The following is a 21,447-nucleotide window of genomic DNA, read 5'->3' as shown; positions in this document are numbered from 1 at the left end:
CGCGTCGGGTGTCGCTCGACGCGCCGAGTCCTGGAACCGTTACGGGCGGGCAGCCGCAAACCGTCCCCGGTTGGCTACGGGGCGGGAGCCACGCCTCTGCGGGCTCGAGCCGACGGACCGGAGTATGAGCGGAGCGCGCACGACGGCTATCTGGAGGCAAGCGTGTACGCCGGATTGCCGGGGGCGGCGATGCCGGTGTTCATGGCGGGGACCTCTCTCCTGGCGGTGCGGAGTGCCTACCGCACGGGAGCGAGCGGCGACGTGGGCGGCGCGGCGGTCATCGTCTGCCATGTGCTGTTGTCGTGCGGTTCCCCAGTGGTGCTGAACGGCTCGTCGTCGAGTCTGATCACCACGCTGCTGGTCGCCGCGTTGTACTCAACGCCGGACGGCAACGGTTTGCGGCCGCTGCAACGGAGCGTGGACAATTGAGCGTGGAGGCGCCGCCCGCCACACTGGCGTTCCCCATTCGCATGCGGCGACATTCGGCCGACCGATGAGAATACTGCACCTCTACAAGGACTACTGGCCGCTCCTCGGCGGAATCGAGAACCATATCCGGGTCCTCGCCGAGGCTCAGGCGCATCGCGGGCACGAGGTGACGGTGCTGGCAGCGAACCGCGGCTGGCGAACGCGGGTGCAGGACGTCAACGGAGTCCGCGTCATCCTCGCGGCACGGTTCGGCACGATTGCGTCGACGCCGATCAGTCCGAGTCTCTACACGTGGCTCGCGCGCCTGGAGGCCGACGTCGTCCACCTCCACTTTCCTCATCCACCCGGGGAGGTGGCGCGACTGCTGATCGGTGGTGCGGGCGCGACGGTGATCACCTATCACAGTGATATCGTCCGGCAACGCAGGCTGCTCCTGGCATACGAACCGCTTCTTCGCCGCGTGCTCCTCCGCGCAGATCGGATCCTCGTCACGAGCCCCGCGTACGCCGGCACGTCGCCGTACCTGCAGGAGTTTCGGGACAAGTGCACGGTCGTCCCGCTCGGCATCGAACTCGAGCGGTTCGAGCAGGATCGAATCTACTCACTGGCAGCCGGGCGCGCACGGTGGGGCCTGCCGCGCGACCGCCCCGTGATCGTCTTCGTGGGACGGTTTCGCTACTACAAGGGGCTCGACTACCTGCTACGGGCGTTGCCGCTGGTTCCCGATGTGCACGTCCTGCTCGTCGGCGGCGGACCGCTGCTGGACCACCTGCGCGGCATCACGCGACGACTGGGCGTCACCGACCGCGTGGTCTTCACGGGCGAGGTCGACGACAGTGAGTTGCCGGCCTGCTACCAGGTGGGCGACGTCTTCGTGCTCCCCTCGCACACGCGCGCGGAGGCGTTCGGCACGTCGATCGTCGAAGCCATGGCCGCAGGACTGCCCGTCATCAGCACCGAAATTGGTACGGGCACGTCGTGGGTGAACCAATCAGGCCTCACCGGACTGGTCGTACCTCCCTGCGATCCCGCCGCACTGGCCGCCGCCATCAAGTCGCTGGTCGACGACCCCGGCCGCCGCTCCACGATGGGCCAGGCCGGCCGCTCGCGGGCAAATCACCTGTTCGGGGCCTCGACCATGGTGGACGCCGTGGAGCAGGTCTACAAGGAAGTCCTCGGGAAACGGTAGGGCCTTGCTACGGTTTTCCCCCCGTGTACAGCGTCACCACGCCGAAGGTCAGTGCCCTCGCGCGTACCTCGGTGAAGCCGCACTCCTGCATCAGGCTCAGCATGACGTCCGACGGGATGAAGGCGCCGACCGACGCTGGCAGGTACGTGTAGGCCGTCAGGTGACCGGACACGAGTCGGCCGATGCGGGGGAGGACATCGCGAAAGTACGGCAGGTAGATAGCCCGGATGACGGCCGGGCGCGGGATGCTGAATTCGAGAATCGCGAGACGGCCGCCGGTCCGCAGGACTCGGAACATCTCTAGCAGCGCTCGCCCCGGTTCCTCGACGTTGCGAATCCCGAACGCAACCGTCGCCGCGTCCATGGAGGACGTCGGCACGGGCAGGCGGGTCGCATCGCCGCGCACCAGCCAGATCCGCCCGGCGACCCGGGGCTCTCTCGTCTTTCCGATCGCGTGGCGAAGCATCTCACCCGCAAAATCGACGCCGACCACACGAGCGGCCCCAGGACGAGCCCGGAGCGCCGCGAGCGCCACGTCGCCAGTGCCCGTGCAGACATCGAGCACGGTCTCCCGGCCGGTGAGGTGCAGCGAACGGATGGCTTGCGTGCGCCATCGCCGATCGAGACCGACACTGAGAAGGTGGTTCAGGAAATCGTAGCGTGCGGCAATCGCGTCGAACATCGACGCGACGCGCGTCGGGCGCTTGTCGATCACGATGCCACGCCTCTCCTGGGATCCGGACCCGCCGCAGCGCGCGCGGCCTTCGCGTACGCCTGCCACAGGAGGTTCGCGACCACAGGCGCCCGCCACCGCTCGGCACGGCGTCTTCCGAGTCCTGCACAGGCCTCACGGCGATCGCCGTCCGCCTGGAACCGCTCCATCCCCGCCGCGATCGAACTCGCGTCGTCCGCATCCATCCACACTGCGGCGTCGCCAGCGGATTCCCGCAAGGCCGCGATCGACGAGGACAGAATCGGACACCCGACGGCCTGGGCCTCCAGCAGCGGCATTCCGCTCCCTTCGTAGAGTGACGGGAACACGAGCGCCGAGGCGGTCGCGTAGAGGTAGGGCATCTCGTTCTCCGGCACGGGGTCCAGAATCCGAACGCGGTCGGCAACCCCCAACTGCCGGGCCCGCGCCAACGTCTCGGTCATGCCGAGGGCCCCTTCCCCGCGAAGGGCCAACGGCCACGCCCGGCACCGACGTGTCAGCTCCGCATAGGCGTCCACGAGGGCGGCATGGTTCTTGTACGGCCGAAAATCGGAGACGTAGAGCCAGAAGTGCCCGGGGAGTCCGCGCCGCTGGCGATACGACTCCGCCTCCTGCCGATCGACGTCGAAGTAGATATCAGAGACGATCGGAGGGATCACGGTCATCCGGTCGTCCGGCACGCCGAAACGCAGCGCGAGTTGGCCCGCAGTCGTGCTGGAAATGGGCAGCAGGTGGCGGGCCGCGCTCGCAACGTGACGGTGCATCATCTTCAGGTAGAGGCGCTTCCCCAGACTGAAACTCCCGGGCCGGTCGTACTCCCGGAGATCGTACACGCTGACGACGGCCGGGACGGTACCGACGAGACCCAGGTTGGCGGCAAACCAATGTACCAGATCGCAGCCGTGTGCCTTCAATTGCCTGTCGAGGACCAGGTTCTCATACAACACCCGGACGCTGCGCGAGAGCCCCGGGATCCGCAGGTCTTCCACGCGAATCCGCGGCGAGGGCGGGACCAGCGCACGGCTGGAGGTGGTGACGAAGGCAGTAGACAGATGCCCGACAGGCGGCTCCGCGCCGGCGTCGAGGAGCCTGGCGATGTAGTGCCAGATACCGCCCATCGCCGGATACGGATGCAAGAGGTTCAAGCCGATGTGCATGGCGCCAGAGTGCGGAACGCCGAGCGCGAGACCCAGCTCTATACGCCGGCCGCCATCCGGTCGGTGATCCGTTGGGCGAGGTCGAGCGCCCGGCGACCGTCCTCTCCCGCGACGAGCGGACGCCGATGCTCGCGAACGGCGCCGAGGAAGTCGGCGAGCTCGCGCGCGAGCGGTTCCTCCCTGGGCACGTCGAGTTTTCCACCTTCGATCGTCGGCTTCACCGTGCCGCGCACCAGCCGGTACATCTCGACTTCCTGCGCGGCGTAGTCGATTGACAGGTACGTGTCGGGCTGGAAGAAGCGGATCTTCCGGACACGGTCGCGGCTGATCCGACTGGCCGTGATATTGGCGATGCACCCGTTCTCGAAGCGGATGCGAGCGTTGGCGATATCCACGCGCCCTGTCAGGACCGGCACCCCCACGGCCTCGATCGACGCGACCTCGCCGTGCACCAGGGACAGCACGACGTCGAGGTCGTGGATCATCAGATCGAAGACGACGTCGATGTCGAGGCTGCGCTCGGAGAATGTTCCGAGCCGATGGACCTCGATGAACCGCGGATCCTGAAGGTACTGCGCGGCAGCGCCCACGGCCGGATTGTGTCGCTCGGTGTGTCCGACCGCGAGCACCACGCCCTTGCTGGCGGCCGCCGCGATCAGCCGATCGGCCTCCCCGACCGATCTGGCCAGCGGCTTTTCCACGAGGACGGGAATCCCCTGTTCGAGGAATGGCAGGGCCACCTCGAGGTGCGCATTCGTCGGCACCGCGATCGAGACGGCATCCACCTGGCCGAGGAGCGCGTGGAAATCGGTGAACGGCTTCGAGTGGCACGCAGCGGCGATTTCCGCGGCGCGGTCTGGCTTGATGTCGACCACGCCTACCAGGTCCGCGCCGGGAAGCGTTGAGAGAATCCGAGCGTGGTGACGGCCGAGGTGACCAACGCCGATGGCGGCGACGCGGAGTACGGAGGTTGAGTTCGTCATAGGTCCACTATGCGCGCGGTCCGCTGCTGTCCCGTCCGACGACGGCGATCCCGCCGGCATCCGCGGCACGAATGAGTTCGTCGAGATCGAATACGAGCGCCTTGCCCGCGTCCACCGACAGGACGGTCGCCCCGGCCTGACGCATCGCCTCGATCGTGGCGAGACCGATCACGGGCACGTCGAAACGCATATCCTGGTTCGGCTTCGCCACCTTCACGATGCGGGTGCCGGGGCCCGCAAGGCGGCCCGCCCGCGCAATCACCTCGTCGGTGCCCTCCATCGCTTCGACCGCCACCACGGCGGCGTCTTTGACGGCAAGCGTCTGCCCGATGTCGAGACCGGCCACGGCGTCGGCCATGCGATAGCCGAACGCCAGATCGACCTCTTCCTGGCCGGTCGGCCGGCGGGCGGACAGGCAGCCGGCGCGGGCCAACAGCGGCGTGAGAAAGGCGGTCGAGTCGAGCAACTCGATGCCGTGATCGCGCATGACGTCGGCGACGGCGGAGATCAACGCGTCCGTATTGCGGGCACGCAGCCGGAGGAGGACGGACAGGAGGAGTCGGTCCGGCACGATTCCCGAGAAGATCTTGACGTGCTTCACCTGGCCCGCCATCACCGCTTGGGTGACGCCCGCCGCCCTGAACGTCTCGATGCACGTGCTCAGTTGACCGAGCGAGAGCCAGGTGATGTCGGCCTGCGGCTCGTGCGCCGCCGCCGAGTTCAACTCGGGAAATGCCTCCTCCTGTACCGCGACAATCGTCACATGGTGACCGAGGCGACGCGCCGCGTCGAGCACCAGGAACGGGAAGGTGCCGTTGCCCGCGATCAGGCCGATGCGCATGTTCTACTCATCCACCACTGCCTCGTCGGCCCGCCGGGCCGGCCGTCGCAGCAGGACGCCACGGTGCGAGCTGCGGATGAAATCGATGAGGTACTGCACTTCCGGACAGACCAGCGTCTCGTCGGCCTGGATCCGGCTCACCGCGCGGCTGGTATTGAGCTTCGACACGAGCAGGTAGCGGTACGCGCGCTTGAGCTTGTTCAGTGTCTCAACCGAGTAGCCGCGCCGAACGAGGCCGATCGTGTTGAGCCCGTAGATGCGCGCGCGGTTGCCCACGGTCCTCGCGAACGGCATCGCGTCCTTGGTGACGACGGAGTACCCGCCGATGAATGCGTGCTTCCCGACGCGGCAGAACTGGTGCACGCCAGAGAAGGCGCTGATGTTCGCGAAGTCCTCCACGTGCACGTGGCCGCCGAGCGTTGCGGCGTTCCCGAGGATCGTGTCGTTCTCGACCGCACAGTCGTGGGCCACGTGCGCATACGCCATCAGCAGGTTCCGGCTGCCAACCCGCGTCAGACCGCCACCTTCGACGGTACCGCGGTGAATCGTCACGAACTCGCGGATCACGTTTCGATCGCCGATGACGACCCGCGTCGGCTGGCCCGCATACTTGAGGTGCTGCGGTGCCAGGCCAATCGATACGAACGGCGACACGTCGTTCTCGTTGCCGATCTCCGTCCACCCGTCGATGACCGCGGACGCGCCGATCTTGCAGTCCTTCCCGATCCGGACGTGCCGCCCGACGAAGGCATTCTGCCCGATCACCGTGCCCGCACCGATGACGGCGCCCGGCTCGACCGTCGCCGTCGGGTCGACCCGGATCGCGTCCTCGGTCACCGCCATCAACAGCACGGCCTCGGCCACGATCTGGTCGTCGACGAACGCGACGCCGTGCAGCCGGGCCACCGGCCCGCGCCCCTTCCGCCGGTTCACCTCGAGCCGCACCCGGTCGCCCGGCACGATCTGCTTGCGAAACTTGGCGTCGTTGACGCCGCGCAGGACGACGCGTGCGGTGGCGCGCTGTTCCTCGTTGTACAGCAACAGGAACGCCGACACCTGCGCCAGCGTTTCCATCATCAACACCCCGGGCATCAGCGGCGCACCCGGGAAGTGGCCCTGGAAGAAATCCTCGCCGACCGTGACGTTCTTGAACGCCACGACCCGCTCGCCGGGCACGTGCTCCGCGATGGCGTCGACGAGGTACGAGGGATACCGATAGCACAGCCGGTCGAGCAGCGCAGGAATGGTAGTGGCCAACACAGTCTTGTCAGATCAAGGGAGCAGGTACGCACGGACGGGGACCGACCCGGGATCGGTCCCCGCCCAGAGAGTGGAGCACGGCACACGCGACGTTCCGCGCGCGGCTACTGGCCCTGCGGCGGATTGGCCGGCGGCTTGGCGCCGGTCATTGCCGCGTCGAACCGCTTGATGATGTCGTTGGTCAGGTCGAGGCCGGGGTCCGCCCACACCATCCCGGCATCGGTCTGGCTGAGGAGGACGTGGATCCCCTTCTCGACCGCGACCTGCTGGATGATCGGCGTCAACTTCCGCTGGAATTCCGCTTGCAACTGCTGCTGCAGGTCCTGCATCTCGGCCTCAGCGTCCTGCTGCATACGCTGGATCTCGACCTGAATCCGCTCGACTTCCTTCTGAGCCGTGGCGCGGGCGTCCTCGCTCAGGAGATTGCCGCCCTGGCTCACCTTCTGCTGCGCCGTCTCGAGCTGCTTGTTCTTCGCGTTCAGTTCGGCGAGCTTCTTTTCGCGCAGCGCGTTCACCCTCGTCGTGGAGACCTTGCCCTCGGACGATTCGGCGGCGATGCGCGGGATGTTCATGTAGGCGATCTTCGCACCCTCGGGGAACGGGCGCGGCGGCTGCGGAGCGGCCTGTGCCGGGGACGGCGTGGCCGGCTTCTGTGCCGCGGGAGCCAGAGCGGAGGCGGGTTTCTGCGGCGTCGTGGGCTTGGCCTGGGCCAAGGCGAACGTCGGAACGGCTCCCAGCGCCAGGCTGAGAAGCACGGCAACGGCAAAGCGTCTCATCAGTGCAGTCCCTTTCTCGGTTGACAGTGATACACGAACGCGTCGGAAAACCCACCGACACCTACCAGAACTCACCCGCCCGCATCCGGGCTAGAACGTCGATCCAACGGCGAACCGGAAGCTGAACGCCTTCTGCGGCTGCAAGCTGTTGTCCAGAATGCCGTCACGCTGCGGATCGTACGCGAAGATCAGGCGGAACGGCACGTTCAAGACGGGCATGAAGAACCGGACTTCGGCGCCGGTCGACGTCTTGAACTCCTTCAGCAAGAACTTCTCGCCATCGTCGCGCACCTGACCCGCGTCATAGAACAGCACGAGGCGCACCGGGCCGGCAATGGAAATCAGATACTCGGCGTTGAACAGCAGGCTCTTGTTGCCCCCGAGCACCAGCCCCGTTTCGGTCTTCGGTCCGATCGACCGGATGTCGAAACCTCGGATGCTGTACTCGCCGCCGAGCGCCAGTTTCTCGAACACCGGCAGCGCCTTCGAGCCGCTGAACTGGCTGATGTACTCCGCCTGCGCCCTGAAGCCGAATGAGGTCCGCTTGGTATGCTGGAAGTACCAAACGCCCTCCGCCATCGGCTTGTAGAAATTGGTGTCCCCACCGAGGCCGGCCAGATCAATAGACAGAGTATACCGTCTCCCCGTCGTCGGGAAAATCGGGTTGTCCACCGTGTTGTGCACCAGGCTCGGCACGACCTTGCTGATCGTCCGCGCGCCGTTCGCCCCGAGCAACAACGAATCCGCCAGGTAGGGGTTCGATGCCAGCACGAGCGGGTCGGTGTACAGCGGGTTCACGTCGGTCACGGTCGTATGTTCATAGCTGTAGTTGATGAACATGCGCGTGAAGTCCTTGAGCGGGAACCCGAACACGAGGTTGCCGCCGGTGGACTTCTGCGTGAACTGGTTGATGTACTCGATGCGGCGCCGGAAGACGTCGATGCCGCCGGTCATCGCCCTGTCGAACAGATAGGGCTCTGAGAACGAGATCTGGTAGTTCTGTGCCCGCGAGCCGGCCTGCAGGTTGACACCGAAGGTCTCGCCGCGGCCCATGAAATTCGCGGTCTGGAAGCCGAGTTGGCCGAAGAAGCCCTCGAACTGGGAGACACCGGCGCCGAAGGTGAGCTGGTTGCGGTTCTGCTCCTCGAACTTCAGCGTCACGTCCACCTTGTTGTCCGTCCCGGGCGTCTTCTGAACGTCCACGTCCTTCCCGCCCTCGAGCGGCTTGAAGTAGGCCAACTGGTTGATCCGCTTGATCGAGTACTTCAAGGCCTCGGTGTTGAAGACGCCCTCTTCGAACAGCCGCATCTCCCGCCGGACGACGGTATCGCGCGTCGTCGTGTTGCCGACGAAGACGATCCGGTTGATGAAGTACTGTTTGCCTTCCTGCATCCGCATCGTCACATCGACGATCGGCGCCTTGCCGTGAGACGCGACGACCGGCTTGACCGGCGGTGGCACAGGCTTTTGCCCGGCCTCCGCCGCCTTCGCCGCGGCCGCCCCGGCCTCGTCGCGCGGCTGGAGGTCCGGGTAGCCCGTGAACTCGAAGTAGCCGCCCGACCCGTACGCCTCCCGTGATTTCTCGAGCCCCTTGCGGACCGCCTTGTCGCTGTACCAGTCATTCGCCTTCAGCTTGAACATCGGTCGCAGGCTCTCGGACTTCACGACCTTGTTCCCGTCGAAGGTGAAATTCCCCACTCTGTAACGCTCACCCTCGGTGATGGGGATCCGGAGTTGGACCCACCGCGTCCGCCGGTTCGGGGAGTCCTCGATGTACTTCAGCTCCGGATCGCCGACACGCGCCGCGATGTACCCGTGGTCGCGGTAGTACCCGACGATCTTGTCGGCGTCCTCTTCGTATTTCGCTTCCTGGTAGGTGCCGTGGCCGGTGATGAAGGAGAGGAACCACTTGCCGCGGTTGTTCTTCATCTGGCGCGTCAGCGCGAAGTTCCCCACCGCCTTGTTGCCGACGAACTGCACCTGCCGGATCTTCACCTGCGGCCCCTCGTCGACCTTGAACGTGAGGTTGACGAGTTTCGGGCCGCCGGGCAGCGGCTTGATCTCGGGATTCACCGTGGCGAACTGGTAGCCCTTCTCCGCCAGCATGTCCAGGACGACTTTCTTCACCTTCCGGACCAGGCTGGGATCGATGAACGAATCGAGCCGGATGGAGGCGTTCTCCTCCTTCAGCTTCTCGTCGATCTTGGTCTGCTCGAGGTGCTTGGCACCCTCGTAGTCCACGATCTTGACCCGCTGGCGCTCCTCCATGTTGTAGGCGACCAGCTTGCCGGTCACGCCGTTCGAGAACGGGTAGTCTGTGACCTCGATCGACAGGTTGTCGAGGAAGTTCGTGCCCCAGAGGCGCTTGAAGTCGTCGAAGACCGTCTTCTCGGTCTGCTCGTTCCAGGCCGTCCACTGCCCGGTCGACGGCCGGCTCGGCTTCAACTGGATGTAGTAGAGATAGGTCTCCGGCTCGATGACCGACACACCGCCCTGGTCCGGAAAGCACGCACCCAGCAGGTAGACCACCGGACCAGACCCGGACGGGGGCAGGCTCGAGGGGGGACCGATTTCGCGGCCGCACCAGAGTATCCGTCCCGTCCCCGCAGGCTGCGAGGGGACCTGCGGTGGCGGCGCCGGCGGCTTGGCCTGGCCCGCTTGAAGGGACGGGCCGGGCGCGGTTCCAGGCTGTGCAGCCGCGACCGCGAGGGCCGGTCGCCAGACGCCCGGGATCAGGACCAGCGTCGCCAGGAGGAGGACGAAACAGCACTTACGCATGAATCATTCAGAAAAACTGTAAGTACCGGCCCGCGCACCGATACGCTGCACCAAAGAGGGGCATTCGAGCCTCTCTCGAACATCTTAGTTTACAGGGTATTAGACGTTTCAGGCCAGCCTCTGGCCGGCGGCAGGGGTCCCGACCGGCCTGTAGGCCAGCGTCCCCCCCTCCAGATACACCTCGACGTCGCCACCGTGGAGCTTGCCACGGATGAGCTCTTCGGAGAGCGGATCCTCCACGTACCGCTGGATCGCGCGGCGCAGCGGACGTGCGCCGTACGACCGATCCTTGCATGTGGCATTGATGATCCAGTCGACGACGTCCGGCGTCAGCGAGATCCGCAGCCGGCGGTCCACCAGGTGCTCGTTCATCTGGGACACCAGCAGTTCCAGGATCCGCCGCAGGTCCTCGTCGGACAGCGGGTCGAAGACGATGATCTCGTCGATCCGGTTGATGAACTCCGGATTGAACGTCTTGCGCACTTCCGCGAGCACCATGTCCGAGAGGCTGCGGTTCACCTCCGCCACCTCGGCCGACTGGAACCCGACCGCGCCCTTCTTCTGGATGTAGCGCGCACCGATGTTCGACGTCATGATGATGATCGCGTTCTTGAAGTTGACGCGATTCCCCAGACCGTCGGTCAGGTGGCCGTCCTCGAAGACCTGCAGCAGGATGTTGAAGACATCCGGGTGCGCCTTCTCGATCTCATCGAGCAGCACCACCGAGTACGGGTTGCGCTTCACCTTCTCGGTCAGCTGGCCGCCCTCGTCGTGGCCCACGTAGCCCGGCGGCGATCCGATCAGCTTCGACACCGAGTGCCTCTCCATGTACTCGGACATATCGAAGCGGATGAGCGCGTGGTCGCTGCCGAACAGGAAGTTGGCCAGCGCGCGCGCGAGTTCCGTCTTGCCGACGCCGGTCGGGCCGAGGAACACGAAGCTGCCCACCGGGCGCGTGGGATTCTTGAGGCCGGCGCGCGACCGGCGGATGGCGCGCGACAGCGCCGAGATGGCCTTCTCCTGGCTGATCACCCGGCGGTGCAGCTGCTCCTCCATCCGCAGCAGCTTGTCGCCCTCGTCCTGGTTGATCGAGGCGAGCGGGACGCCGGTCCACTTGGAGACGACCTCGTCGATCTCCTGCTTGCCGACCACGAGCCGGCGGACGTTCGATTTGACGTCGAAGCGCTCGCGCACGAACTGGAGGTTCTCGCGCGCCGAGACTTCCTGATCGCGGTAGAACTGGGCCCGCTCGAAGTCGCGCTGCGAGACGGCGTCCTCCATCTGCTCGACCGCCACGCGGATGCTCTTGTTGATCTCGCCGAGTTCCCCGCTGCAGCCTGCGTCGCGCAGCTTCGCCCGCGCGCCCGCCTCGTCGATGAGATCGATGGCCTTGTCGGGCAGGAACCTGTCGGTGATGTAGCGGCTCGACTGGTAGACCGCCGCCTCGATGGCCTCGCGCGTGTAGTCCACGTGGTGGAACTGCTCGTAGCGCTCCTTGATCCCGAGGAGAATCTCGATCGTCTCGGCCTCCGACGGCGGATCCACCTTGACGGCCTGGAACCGGCGCTCGAGCGACCGGTCCTTCTCGATGTACTTTCGGTACTCGGCAGGCGTGGTGGCGCCGATGCACCGGATCTCTCCGCGCGACAACGCGGGCTTGAGGATATTGGCCGCATCGAGCGAGCCCTCCGCCGAGCCTGCGCCCACCAGCGTGTGTAGTTCGTCGATGAACACGATGATGTTCGGGTTGTCGGTCAGCTCCTTCATGATCGCCTTCAGGCGCTCCTCGAACTGACCGCGGTACTTCGTGCCCGCGACGATGAGCGAAATGTCCAGCGCGAGGAGGCGCTTGTCGGCGAGGAAGTGCGGCACGTCCCCGAACACGATCTTCTGGGCGAGACCTTCGACGATCGCCGTCTTGCCGACGCCGGGTTCGCCGATCAGGACGGCGTTGTTCTTCGTGCGCCGGCACAACACCTGCTGCACGCGCTCGACCTCGTGCTCGCGCCCAACCAGGGGGTCGAGCAGGTTCTTGATCGCCGCCTCGGTCAGGTCGCGGCTGAACTCGGCCAGCAGCGGCGTGTCCTTCACCCGTGTCAGCGTGGTCTTCTCGTTCAGCAGCTGGACCACGTCCTCCCGCACCGTGTTCAGCCGCATGCCGCGTTCGGTCAAGATCGACGCCGCCACCGATCGCTCTTCGCGGAGGATGCCGAGCAACAGGTGCTCAGTCCCGACGTAGTTGTGCAGCAGGCGATCCGCCTCTTCGGCCGCGAACTGCAGGACGCGCTTCGTCTCGGCGCTGAAGGGAATCTCGACCGACGTGGAGACCTTCTCGCGGAACACCGTCCGGCCCTCGATCTCCTTGCGGATGGTCTCGAGCGACAGGTGGGATCGGGCGAAGATCCGGCTCGTCAGCCCCTTCCCCTCGCGGATCAGCCCCAACAGCAGGTGCTCGGTTTCAATCGAAATGCTGCCGAGTTGGCTGGCCTCGTACCGGGCGAAGAAGAGGACCCGCCTCGCCCTTTCGGTATAGCGTTCGAACATCCGGGCTACCTGCGCGGTTGAGTCGGATTGGAAATCAATGGGAACCTGATCGCATTATACGGCACAACCGATCGGCGGGCGGCCCGCCGCGGCCCGCTGGTCGAGCGCCCGGCCACGCGGCGTGGCCCGGATGCCGCGCTACTCGGCAACCAGGCGTCCGGCCTCGAGGCGGAAGATGCGGTCACAGACCGACGCGAGCCGTGTATTGTGCGTGGCGAGGATCGAGGTGAGCTGGTGCTCGCGGTGCATCTCGCGCAGCAGGTCGTGCAGCGCGTCCGCCGTCCGCTCGTCGAGGTCGCCCGTGGGCTCGTCCGCCAGGAGCAGCATCGGCTGAGCCACGAGCGCGCGCGCAATCGCCACCCGCTGCTGCTCGCCGCCCGAGAGCGCCCCGGGGCGATGCGAAAGCCGGTCGCGCAGGCCGACGCGCGCCAGCACGGCCAGCGCCCGCCGGCGTGCCTCGGGCACGGGGAGACGTGCGATGCGCAGCGGCATCTCGGTGTTCTCGAGCGCGTCGAATTCCGGCAGCAGGTGATGGAACTGGAAGACGAACCCGACGTGGCGGTTCCGGAAAGCCACCCGTTCGGCGTCGCTCATCTGCGAGAGATCGGTGTCCCCGATCCGGATCGTCCCGCCGTCGAATTGGTCGAGCCCCCCCAGCACGTGGAGCAACGTGCTCTTCCCGACGCCCGACGCGCCGACAATCGCCACCATCTGGCCGCGCTCGACCGACAGCTCGAGCCCGCGCAGCACCTGAAGCGGGCCGGCCGCGGTGCGGTAGGACTTGGCGAGGTCGGTGACGCTGACGAAGGACATAGCCCTATCCAAACCGCAGCGCTTCGGCCGGATCGAGCTTCGACGCCTGGCGCGACGGGTACAGCGTCGCGACGAAGCAAATCACGATTGCCGAGACGATCACGAGCACGAAGTCGAGCGGCAGCACGACGAACGGCACGTAGGAGACCTGGTAGACATCCATCGGGATCCGGATCAGGCGGTAGCGATCCAGGATTGACGACACGACGTATCCGGCGGTCGCACCCACGCCGGTGCCGACGATCCCGATGACCAGTCCCTGGAGCACGAACACCAGCATGATGCTCCGCCCGGACGCTCCCATCGTCTTCAGGATGGCGATGTCACGGTGTTTCTCCATCACCAGCAGGATCAGGGACGCGACGATGTTCAGCGCCGCCACCATCACGATGAGGCCGATCGTGATCGAGATGGCCATCTTCTCCAGCCACAGGGCCGAGAACAGCGACCGGTTCAGCTGCGTCCAGTCTTCGGTGATGTACTGGCCCTCGAACCGATCGCTGATGTCGCGTGCCACGGCGGGCGCGCGGTAGATGTCATCCACGCGGAGTTCGATCAACTCCGGCCTGTCGCGATCCGTCAGCCGCTCGGCCAGTGGCAGCGAGACGAACCCATACGTCGAATCGAACTCCCAAAGTCCCAGCGCGAAGATGCCGCACACCACGAGCGTGCGCTGGCGCGGCAGCAGTCCCATCGGCGACAGCGTGCCTTCGGGCGTCATGACCCGCACGCGGTCACCGACCTGCACGCCGAGCGTCTTCGCCAGGTCCGCACCGATCGCGATGCCTGGCAGCTTGTCGCCGCTGCCCTCGAGCCCCGCGAGACCTCCCCGCCTCATCGAGCGCGCCACGTCCGTCACGGTCGGTTCGAGCGCCGGGTCGATCCCTTTCACCGTGATGAACGACTGGCCCTGGACCGTGGTGATGAGGGCCTTCCCGAGCACGACGGGCGCGGCGCCCAGGACGTGGGGCACCTGGCGGAGACGGGTCACCTCGGCCCGGTAGTCGACGATCCCGGCGGGCTTCCAGACATAGACGTGGGCGGTGGATCCCAGGATGCGGTCACGCAGCTCACCCTGCAGCCCCGTCATCAGCGCGAGCGCGATCACGAGCGCCATCACCCCCACCACCACACCCAGCGTCGAGATCAGGGAGATGATCGAGATGAACGCCTGCTTGCGCCTGGCCAGCAGGTATCGCAGCGCGACGTGGAGTTCGAAGGGGACGTTCACTCTTTCCGCCCGCGCATGAGCGGGAACAGGATGACGTCTCGAATCGAGTGGCTGTCGGTGAGCAGCATGACCAGGCGGTCGATGCCGACGCCTTCGCCAGCGGCGGGCGGCATGCCGTACTCGAGCGCGTGGACATAGTCCTCGTCCATCTCGTGCGCCTCGGCGTCGCCCTTCTGCCGCTCCTGGATCTGCTGCTCGAACCGCCGGCGCTGCTCCGCCGGGTCGTTCAGCTCGCTGAAGGCGTTGGCCAGCTCGAAGCCGCCGGCGTAGAGTTCGAACCGCTCGACCGTGTCGGGATCGTCCGGCTTCTGCTTCGACAGGGGCGACACGTCGGTCGGGAAGTCGTAGATGAACGTGGGCTGGATGAGCGAGGCCTCCCACAGGACCTCGAACATGGCTGCGGTGATCTTGCCCGGTCCCATGCCGGGCTCGAGGTCCACACCCAATTGCCGCGCGAGCGCCCTGGCCGTCGCCCCGTCGCGCAATTCGGCCTCGGGGACGCTGCGCCCCAGCCGCCTGGATGCCTCCTCGCAGACGGCGCCGCGCATCGGCAGCCGGCGATAGGGCGGCCTGAACGAGAGCGTGTGCTCGCCGAAGGGGACCTCGTCGCTGCCGGCCACTGCCGTCGCCACTTCCGACAGCATCGCCTCGGTCATCGACATCAGCTCGAGATAGTTGCTGTAGGCCTGGTAGAACTCGAGCATCGTGAACTCGGGGTTGTGCTGGGTGGAGATCCCCTCGTTCCGGAAGTTGCGGTTGATCTCGTAGACGCGTTCCATCCCCCCGACGAGGAGACGTTTCAGGTACAGCTCGGGCGCGATCCGCAGGTATAGATCCATGTCGAGCGCGTTGTGGTGCGTCACGAACGGCCGCGCGAGCGCGCCGCCCGCCATCGGCTGCATCATCGGCGTCTCGACTTCCAGGTAGGCGCGCGCGTTCAGGAATTCGCGGATCGTGGCCAGCGCGCGGCTCCGGGCCTCGAAGACGCGCCGCGTCTCGGGTGTGACGACCAGATCGAGGTAGCGTTGGCGGTACCGGATCTCGATGTCCTGCAGGCCGTGCCATTTCTCCGGCAGCGGCACGAGGCACTTGGTCAGGAACGTCACGCTCGCGGCCCAGATCGTGAACTCGTTCGTCTTGGTTCGGAACAGGTGCCCACTGACCCCGACGAAGTCGCCGAGGTCGAGCAGCTTGAAGACCTGAAAGTCGCGCGCAGGCATCGAGTCCTGCCTGACGTAGATCTGCAGCCGCGCCAGGCCGTCACTGAGCACCAGGAAGTTCGCCTTGCCGAAACTCCGGATCGCGAGGATTCGCCCGCTCGTCGTGGTCTCGATCCGCGTCGTCTCGAGATCCTCTTTCGACTTCTGGCCGTGGGTGGCCACCACCTGGGCAATCGTGTCGGTGCGCTCGAATTCGTGCGGATAGAGATCGACGCCGAGCGCCGCCAGGGCGTCCATGTTGGCCCTGCGCTGGGCGAGAAGTTCGTGTTCCTGTGGCATAGCGTTACGACTGGTTGGCCGCTTCGAGGCGGCGTTTGATGGCGTCCAGCACGCCGTTGACGAAACCGCTCGATTCCTCGCCGCTGAACGCGCGCGCCAGTTCCACCGCTTCGTTGATCGCCACGGTAGCGGGAACGTCGGGCACGTGCAGCAACTGATACACGGTCATGCGAAGGATCAGCCGGTCGATGATCGCCATCCGTTCCGGCCGCCAGTGCTCGGCACTTGCGGCAATGAGCGGGTCGATTTCCTCGAGGCTCCGCGTCGTGCCCAGCACCAGGCGCGCCGCGAACTCCGACGCCTCGGGAGTGGACAGACGCTCGGGCTGCTCCATGTCGACGTGCGCCGCGATCGCGGCCCCGGCGTCCACCTGCCCCACCTCGCAGAGGTAGAGCATCTGGAGCGCCGCCTCCCGGGCGCGCCGCCGCTGGCGGAACTCTTCGCTCCGCGGTTCCGTGCCCGCCGGTGCCCGTCGCCTGGTGGATACCACAGTCGTCTCGATTTACTTTCCGGTGAATTGCGCCTGACGTTTTTCCAGAAACGCGCTCGTTCCTTCGCGTGCGTCGTCGGTCGAGGCGACCAGCCCGAACAGCGCGGCCTCGAGCGCCGTGGCTTCCGAGAACGAGACCTCGGTTCCCCGCGTGACGGCCTCCAGCATGGCGCGGATCGCGGCCGGAGCCTGCTGTCCGAGACTCGCCGCCAGGGCCCTCGCCTCCGACATGAGCTGCCCCGCCGGCACGACCCGCTGGACCAGACCTGCCTGCAACGCCTCCTGCGCGTCGGCCATGCGCCCGGTCAGCAACAGGTCGAGCGCGCGCCCCTTGCCGACCAGCCGCGGCAGCCGCTGAGTGCCCGCGAATCCTGGAATCAGGCCGAGCTTCACTTCAGGCTGTCCGAAGCGCGCCGTGTCGGCCGCCATCCTGAGGCTGCACGCCATCGCCAACTCGCAGCCCCCGCCGAGCGCATATCCGTTGACCGCGGCGATCGTCGGTTTGCCGAGGTGCTCGATCAAATCGAAAACATGCTGGCCGGCTCGCGCGTACTCCCGTGCCTGGACCGGCGTCAGACCGCGGAGTTCATGGATGTCGGCACCGGCGACGAACGACTTCTCGCCTGCGCCGGTGACAATCACCGCGCGCACCGTCTCGTCGCGACCGAGTTCCAGCACGGCACGTCGAAGGTCGTCGATGGTCGCACGGTTGAGGGCGTTCAGGACCTGCGGGCGGTTGATGGTGATGGTGCCCGTCGCACCGTCGCGGTCGAGCAGGAGATTGTCAAATGCCATGGCGGGACCCCGCGATTATACTCCACGCCCAGAGTACGCCCGCGCCAAGGGTTCCTCCGGCGACATCCGCCACCATGTCCATCAGCTCGAACGAACGGTGCGGCACGAACAACTGGTGCGTTTCGTCACTGAGCCCATAGAGCCCCGAGAACGCCGCAACGACGAGGACGATCCAACCGGGCACCGGCCGCCCCAGCCCCTTCGCGAGAGCGCGCGCCACCAGGAATCCGAGTCCGGCGTAGAGCAGGGTATGCGCGGTCTTGTCCGACATGTGCCCAGGAAGCGTGGGCACGTTCGAGATCGACGACAAGATGAAGATCAGCACACAGTACAGGACCACGGCCCCCCACAGTCGAAATCGGCTGGGTGCCATGTTGTCGGGCGGGGATTCGTGTGGGACCACAGGCAGTCAGTGTCCGGTGCGACTACAGCGGAAACGGGTACATCAGCCAGCCGAGCACGAGCGCCGTGACGAGGAAGCCGCCGAAGACGAGGGCTCCGAACCGCAACTGCTCGCGCGGCTGATCCTTCGTCAGAACTGCGAACACGAGCGCGACGAAGAACGAGAACAGCAAGAGCAGGAGGAGATGACTGGTCACGGGCCCTCTCACTTGCGGCCGACGGCCGTGTCGTACGCATCGAGAACGACGAGCATGTTGAGCAGGCCGGCGACAATCAGGAAGGCGTTGGCATACTCGTACGTCGCCGCAATCACCTGGCCCTGCCCGAGGTTCAATCCCCAGGCGACGAAGTACGGCAGCCCCATCGCCAGATCGGCCACGGCCGCCAGAAACACCAGCGGTTCGGATGGCTCGAACGGAAACAGCCGTCCGCGAAACGCAAGACCGATCGCGAACATCACCGTCAGGGCCAGGAGGAACACCAGTCCCTTCGTTCTCCGCCCCAGCCAGAGATGCCCGGCGCCCGGAATCATCCAGCCGGCCGCACACAACAGCACCAGGCCGCCGGTTTCCACTCGCTCTGCGGTGTCCGCTCGCATCCCTATAGTCTACCCTGAAAGCTCATCGATGCAGCCAGCAGGGCCCCGGTCACGGCGCCGAGCGGAACGCCAGCCACCGCCCGCAACGCGTTCCCCGGCGCCCAGAGGCCCGCCCATTCGAGCAGGACCGTCAGGATTGTCGGGAGCGCCGCCAGCAGCAGGGCCTGACGCCAACCCGCTCCGCCCGGTTCCAGCCGCGTACGCCACCGTGGCCACAAACGCCAGGCGCCCCACGCGCCGAGCACGCCGACGGCGGCCGACACGTAGAGCCCGGTGCACCGCGCACACACCGGCAGTTGGGCGCCAGCCATGTGAAAAGACCGGTCCGGCTGCTGGTGGCACACCATGCCGCCGATCGCATAGGCCAGCGCGGACACCCGCCACACGCCGTCCGAGGTGTCGCGTCCGAGCGCAAGCCAAGGGGCACCCACCACGAGCAGCGCCCACGCCATCACCAGCGCCAGCAAGATCCGGCCCGCAGCCCGCATCCATGTCTGTTCCACACCGGGATTGTACCCTTCGACTCGGCTGCGTGGGGCATCACGCGGGGCACGTCCGACACCAGGTTGCCGCGCATCGCAGGTCGGCGGCATGCGCCAGACCGGTGCGCTCGGGGTCCCCGGTTGCGTGCCGACGAGGTCGCCTCTATCGGCCCCCGGCGCGCGTGGGGACGTCCGCGTAGTAGCCCATCCTGGTGCGCGACCGCAACTCGGGCCGGGTCGGGACCCGGACGACCAGGCGATGGAAGGTTCCGTCGAGGCGGCCCGATTTCGAGGTGTACCCGAGCGCGTACTGCAGCGCCAACTCGTCGGCGACCGACTGGTAGACGCTGTCGAGTTCGCTGAGCAGCGTCGGAAAGAACGCGCGGGCTCCCGTCTCCTGCGCCAGGGACTTCAGCAGGTAGTCGGATTCGCCGAGGAACCGGCGGCTGCCGTCCTGCTGGAGGCGCTCGCTCTCGGCTGGAGCGATCATCGAGATCGGGTAGATCGCCACTCCTGTCCGACGAGCCCGTTCGAGCAAGTCGTCGAACTGGATCAGGCTCGACGTGTCGTCGCCATCGGTCAGCACGATGATCGCCGGTCTCCGGATCTCGCCATTCGCGCCTTCGAGCGACCTCGCTCGGCTGAACTGATCGAGCGTCACGTAGACCGCCGTGTAGAGCGCGGTCGCCCCCCGGGCCCTGGTGTGACGAATCGCCGCCGTCAACTGTGCGCGGTCGTTGACAAACGGCTGCAGGACACGGACCTGGTCGTTGAACTCGACAACCATCCCGCGATCTTCCGGTCGCAGGGCCTTCACGAATGATTCGGCAGCCAGCTGCACCGAGCTCATCTTCTCGCGCATGCTCGAGCTGGAGTCGATGAGCAGCGCCACATCGAGTGGCACCGAGGTCGCGGCGAAGTACGAGACGTCCTGAGGAACCCCGTCTTCCAGGACCTGGAAGTCGCCCGCCGACAGGCCGCCGATGCTCCGGCTCCGGCCGTCCGTCACGCTGACGTTCAGCGTCACCAAGTCTATGGCTGAGCGAAACGTCCGGCGCGGAGTGTCGAGCAGCGCTGCAGGCACCGTCGCCAAACCTGGCGCCAGGCTCTGCGCGACGAGAAGGGCGGCGCCGAGCCACGAGAACGACAGGCAGCCGCAGAACACGATGGCTCGCAGTCCAGACACGGCAGGCTCCTTCGGTTGACCTGGACCGAGGCCCTTGCAAACGACGTTCCGGACGTGACGAGTGGTACACTGCCCCGCTATGGATCACACGGCGACTCCCGCACCTCCGTTCACGCCGACCGTTACCACCGCCGTGCTGGCTGGCGTCGGCTGCATCTCGGCGGCCCTCCTCATGACCGAGCTCGCGCTGACGCGGATCTTCTCGGTCACGATGTATTACCACTTCGCATTCCTGGCGATTTCGATCGCGTTGTTCGGCTTGAGCGCGAGCGGCGTCTACGTCTACCTCGCGCGGCGTCTGTTCGATCGGCTGACGCCGGCCTCGCTGCTCGCCTGGCACGCACTGGCCTACGCGCTGGTCACCACGCTGTCGCTGGCCGCCCTCGTCCGGCTGCGGGTCGGCCTGAATTACTCGATTCGGAATCTGTTACTGATGCTGGCGATCTACGGCCTGTCCGCGCTGCCGTTCTTCTCGGGCGGCGCCGTCATCTCGCTGGCCATCTCGCGGCTCGCCGGGCGGATCAACCTCGTCTATGCGGCCGACCTGGTCGGCGCGTCCGCCGGGTGCCTGTTGCTCCTGCCCTTGCTGGACCGCGTGGGCGCACCGGGCGTCGTGCTGTCGACCGCCGGACTCGGCGCCGCGGCGGCTGTATGCTTCGCCGACGCACGAACGCGACGTTACCTGACACCCTGGGCCGTCGCGCTCGCCCTGCTGCCCTGGGGTGCCCACCTGGCCGGCATCGTCACATTCGACGTGGGTGAGACCAAGGGCCACGACAAGGACCGCGTGCTGTTCAGCAAGTGGAACTCCTTTTCGCGGATCGCCGTCTACGACCGCCAGCACGGTGACTGGTCGCTCAGTTCGACGTACCACGGCCCCATGCCCGACACGCGCTTCATGGACATCGACTCGGCAGCCTCGACGCCCATCGTTCGTTTCACCGGCAACCTCAGCGATGTCCGCTACCTGGCTTCGGAACTCACGGCGCTCGGGTATCACCTCGCCGTCGGCGGGCATGACCCGGCATCGACGCCCGACGCCGGGACTCGGACGAGCGTTCCGGGGCGCGGCTTCTCGGCGCTCGTGATCGGACCCGGTGGCGGCCGCGATCTCCTCTCGGCCCTGCTCTTTGGCGCGTCATGCGTGGATGCGGTGGAAATCAACCCGATCATCGCCAGAGACGTCATGATGGACCGCTTCCGCGATTTCTCGGGCGGTCTCTACCTGCGGCCCGACGTCCGGGTCCACATCGAGGACGGCCGGAGCTTCGTGCGCCGTTCG

The 21,447-nt window shown here is 66.5% G+C and carries 21 protein-coding genes; 3 read left to right on the top strand and 18 right to left on the bottom strand.

Features of this window, described 5'->3' with window-relative positions; all coding sequences use genetic code 11:
* Positions 1–162 precede the first annotated feature (162 nt).
* Together VGK32_08765 and VGK32_08760 are read left to right on the top strand one after the other, a co-directional pair.
* Positions 163–429: a hypothetical protein gene (locus tag VGK32_08765; GenBank protein HEY3381846.1), complete on the top strand. Its 267-nt coding sequence runs from the start codon at positions 163–165 to the stop codon at positions 427–429.
* Between the two features lie 64 nt (positions 430–493).
* Positions 494–1,618 (top strand): glycosyltransferase, encoded by a 1,125-nt coding sequence (locus VGK32_08760; protein ID HEY3381845.1) that lies wholly within the window; start codon positions 494–496, stop codon positions 1,616–1,618.
* 7 nt (positions 1,619–1,625) lie between these two features.
* On the opposite strand, the gene ubiE is transcribed toward VGK32_08760, so the two are convergent.
* From ubiE to VGK32_08670, 18 genes are all read right to left on the bottom strand, one after another.
* A complete protein-coding gene (gene ubiE / locus VGK32_08755; GenBank protein ID HEY3381844.1) occupies positions 1,626–2,333 on the bottom strand; it encodes a bifunctional demethylmenaquinone methyltransferase/2-methoxy-6-polyprenyl-1,4-benzoquinol methylase UbiE in 708 nt (235 codons plus the stop codon).
* The gene (locus VGK32_08750; protein ID HEY3381843.1) at positions 2,330–3,487 is read right to left on the bottom strand and encodes a glycosyltransferase family 1 protein; all 1,158 of its coding nucleotides are present in this window, start codon (positions 3,485–3,487) and stop codon (positions 2,330–2,332) included. Before VGK32_08750 ends, ubiE begins: the two co-directional genes overlap by 4 nt.
* Positions 3,488–3,525: 38 nt before the next feature.
* Positions 3,526–4,470, bottom strand: a complete 945-nt coding sequence (locus VGK32_08745) for a Gfo/Idh/MocA family oxidoreductase (GenBank protein ID HEY3381842.1) — start codon at positions 4,468–4,470, stop codon at positions 3,526–3,528.
* Between the two features lie 7 nt (positions 4,471–4,477).
* On the bottom strand, positions 4,478–5,311 hold the full coding sequence (lpxI, locus tag VGK32_08740) for a UDP-2,3-diacylglucosamine diphosphatase LpxI (GenBank protein ID HEY3381841.1): 834 nt from the start codon (positions 5,309–5,311) through the stop codon (positions 4,478–4,480).
* 3 nt (positions 5,312–5,314) lie between these two features.
* Entirely contained in the window at positions 5,315–6,568 is a 1,254-nt protein-coding gene (gene lpxA, locus VGK32_08735; GenBank protein ID HEY3381840.1) for an acyl-ACP--UDP-N-acetylglucosamine O-acyltransferase, read from the bottom strand.
* Between the two features lie 107 nt (positions 6,569–6,675).
* Complete coding sequence (locus VGK32_08730) at positions 6,676–7,347, bottom strand: OmpH family outer membrane protein (protein HEY3381839.1); 672 nt, start codon at positions 7,345–7,347, stop codon at positions 6,676–6,678.
* Between the two features lie 90 nt (positions 7,348–7,437).
* Positions 7,438–10,125 carry an outer membrane protein assembly factor BamA gene (gene bamA / locus VGK32_08725; protein ID HEY3381838.1) on the bottom strand — a complete coding sequence of 896 codons (2,688 nt, stop codon included), beginning with the start codon at positions 10,123–10,125 and terminating at the stop codon, positions 7,438–7,440.
* Positions 10,126–10,233: 108 nt separating this feature from the next.
* Entirely contained in the window at positions 10,234–12,669 is a 2,436-nt protein-coding gene (locus VGK32_08720) for an ATP-dependent Clp protease ATP-binding subunit (GenBank protein HEY3381837.1), read from the bottom strand.
* A gap of 138 nt (positions 12,670–12,807) precedes the next feature.
* Positions 12,808–13,482: an ABC transporter ATP-binding protein gene (locus tag VGK32_08715; GenBank protein ID HEY3381836.1), complete on the bottom strand. Its 675-nt coding sequence runs from the start codon at positions 13,480–13,482 to the stop codon at positions 12,808–12,810.
* Positions 13,483–13,486: 4 nt separating this feature from the next.
* Entirely contained in the window at positions 13,487–14,713 is a 1,227-nt protein-coding gene (locus VGK32_08710; protein HEY3381835.1) for an ABC transporter permease, read from the bottom strand.
* Positions 14,710–16,212, bottom strand: a complete 1,503-nt coding sequence (lysS, locus tag VGK32_08705; protein ID HEY3381834.1) for a lysine--tRNA ligase — start codon at positions 16,210–16,212, stop codon at positions 14,710–14,712. The genes VGK32_08710 and lysS overlap by 4 nt, the downstream gene beginning before the upstream one ends.
* Before the next feature lie 4 nt (positions 16,213–16,216).
* The gene (gene nusB / locus VGK32_08700) at positions 16,217–16,702 is read right to left on the bottom strand and encodes a transcription antitermination factor NusB (protein ID HEY3381833.1); all 486 of its coding nucleotides are present in this window, start codon (positions 16,700–16,702) and stop codon (positions 16,217–16,219) included.
* A 12-nt stretch (positions 16,703–16,714) separates the two neighbouring features.
* Complete coding sequence (locus tag VGK32_08695) at positions 16,715–17,497, bottom strand: enoyl-CoA hydratase-related protein (GenBank protein HEY3381832.1); 783 nt, start codon at positions 17,495–17,497, stop codon at positions 16,715–16,717.
* Entirely contained in the window at positions 17,487–17,870 is a 384-nt protein-coding gene (locus VGK32_08690) for a VanZ family protein (GenBank protein HEY3381831.1), read from the bottom strand. Before VGK32_08690 ends, VGK32_08695 begins: the two co-directional genes overlap by 11 nt.
* A gap of 52 nt (positions 17,871–17,922) precedes the next feature.
* Positions 17,923–18,096: a hypothetical protein gene (locus tag VGK32_08685; protein HEY3381830.1), complete on the bottom strand. Its 174-nt coding sequence runs from the start codon at positions 18,094–18,096 to the stop codon at positions 17,923–17,925.
* A gap of 8 nt (positions 18,097–18,104) precedes the next feature.
* Positions 18,105–18,497, bottom strand: coding sequence for a DUF6677 family protein (locus VGK32_08680; protein HEY3381829.1), 393 nt, complete (start codon positions 18,495–18,497; stop codon positions 18,105–18,107).
* A gap of 2 nt (positions 18,498–18,499) precedes the next feature.
* Positions 18,500–19,000: a DUF2085 domain-containing protein gene (locus VGK32_08675; GenBank protein ID HEY3381828.1), complete on the bottom strand. Its 501-nt coding sequence runs from the start codon at positions 18,998–19,000 to the stop codon at positions 18,500–18,502.
* Between the two features lie 142 nt (positions 19,001–19,142).
* Positions 19,143–20,165, bottom strand: coding sequence for a VWA domain-containing protein (locus tag VGK32_08670; GenBank protein ID HEY3381827.1), 1,023 nt, complete (start codon positions 20,163–20,165; stop codon positions 19,143–19,145).
* Positions 20,166–20,244: 79 nt separating this feature from the next.
* Between VGK32_08670 and VGK32_08665 the strand changes: the two genes are divergently transcribed.
* Positions 20,245–21,447: hypothetical protein (locus tag VGK32_08665; protein HEY3381826.1), on the top strand; the 1,203-nt coding region annotated here is incomplete at its 3' end.

The organism is Vicinamibacterales bacterium, from assembly GCA_036504215.1.
Lineage (GTDB): Bacteria > Acidobacteriota > Vicinamibacteria > Vicinamibacterales > Fen-181 > FEN-299.
This window is presented reverse-complemented; position numbering and strand designations above follow the sequence as displayed.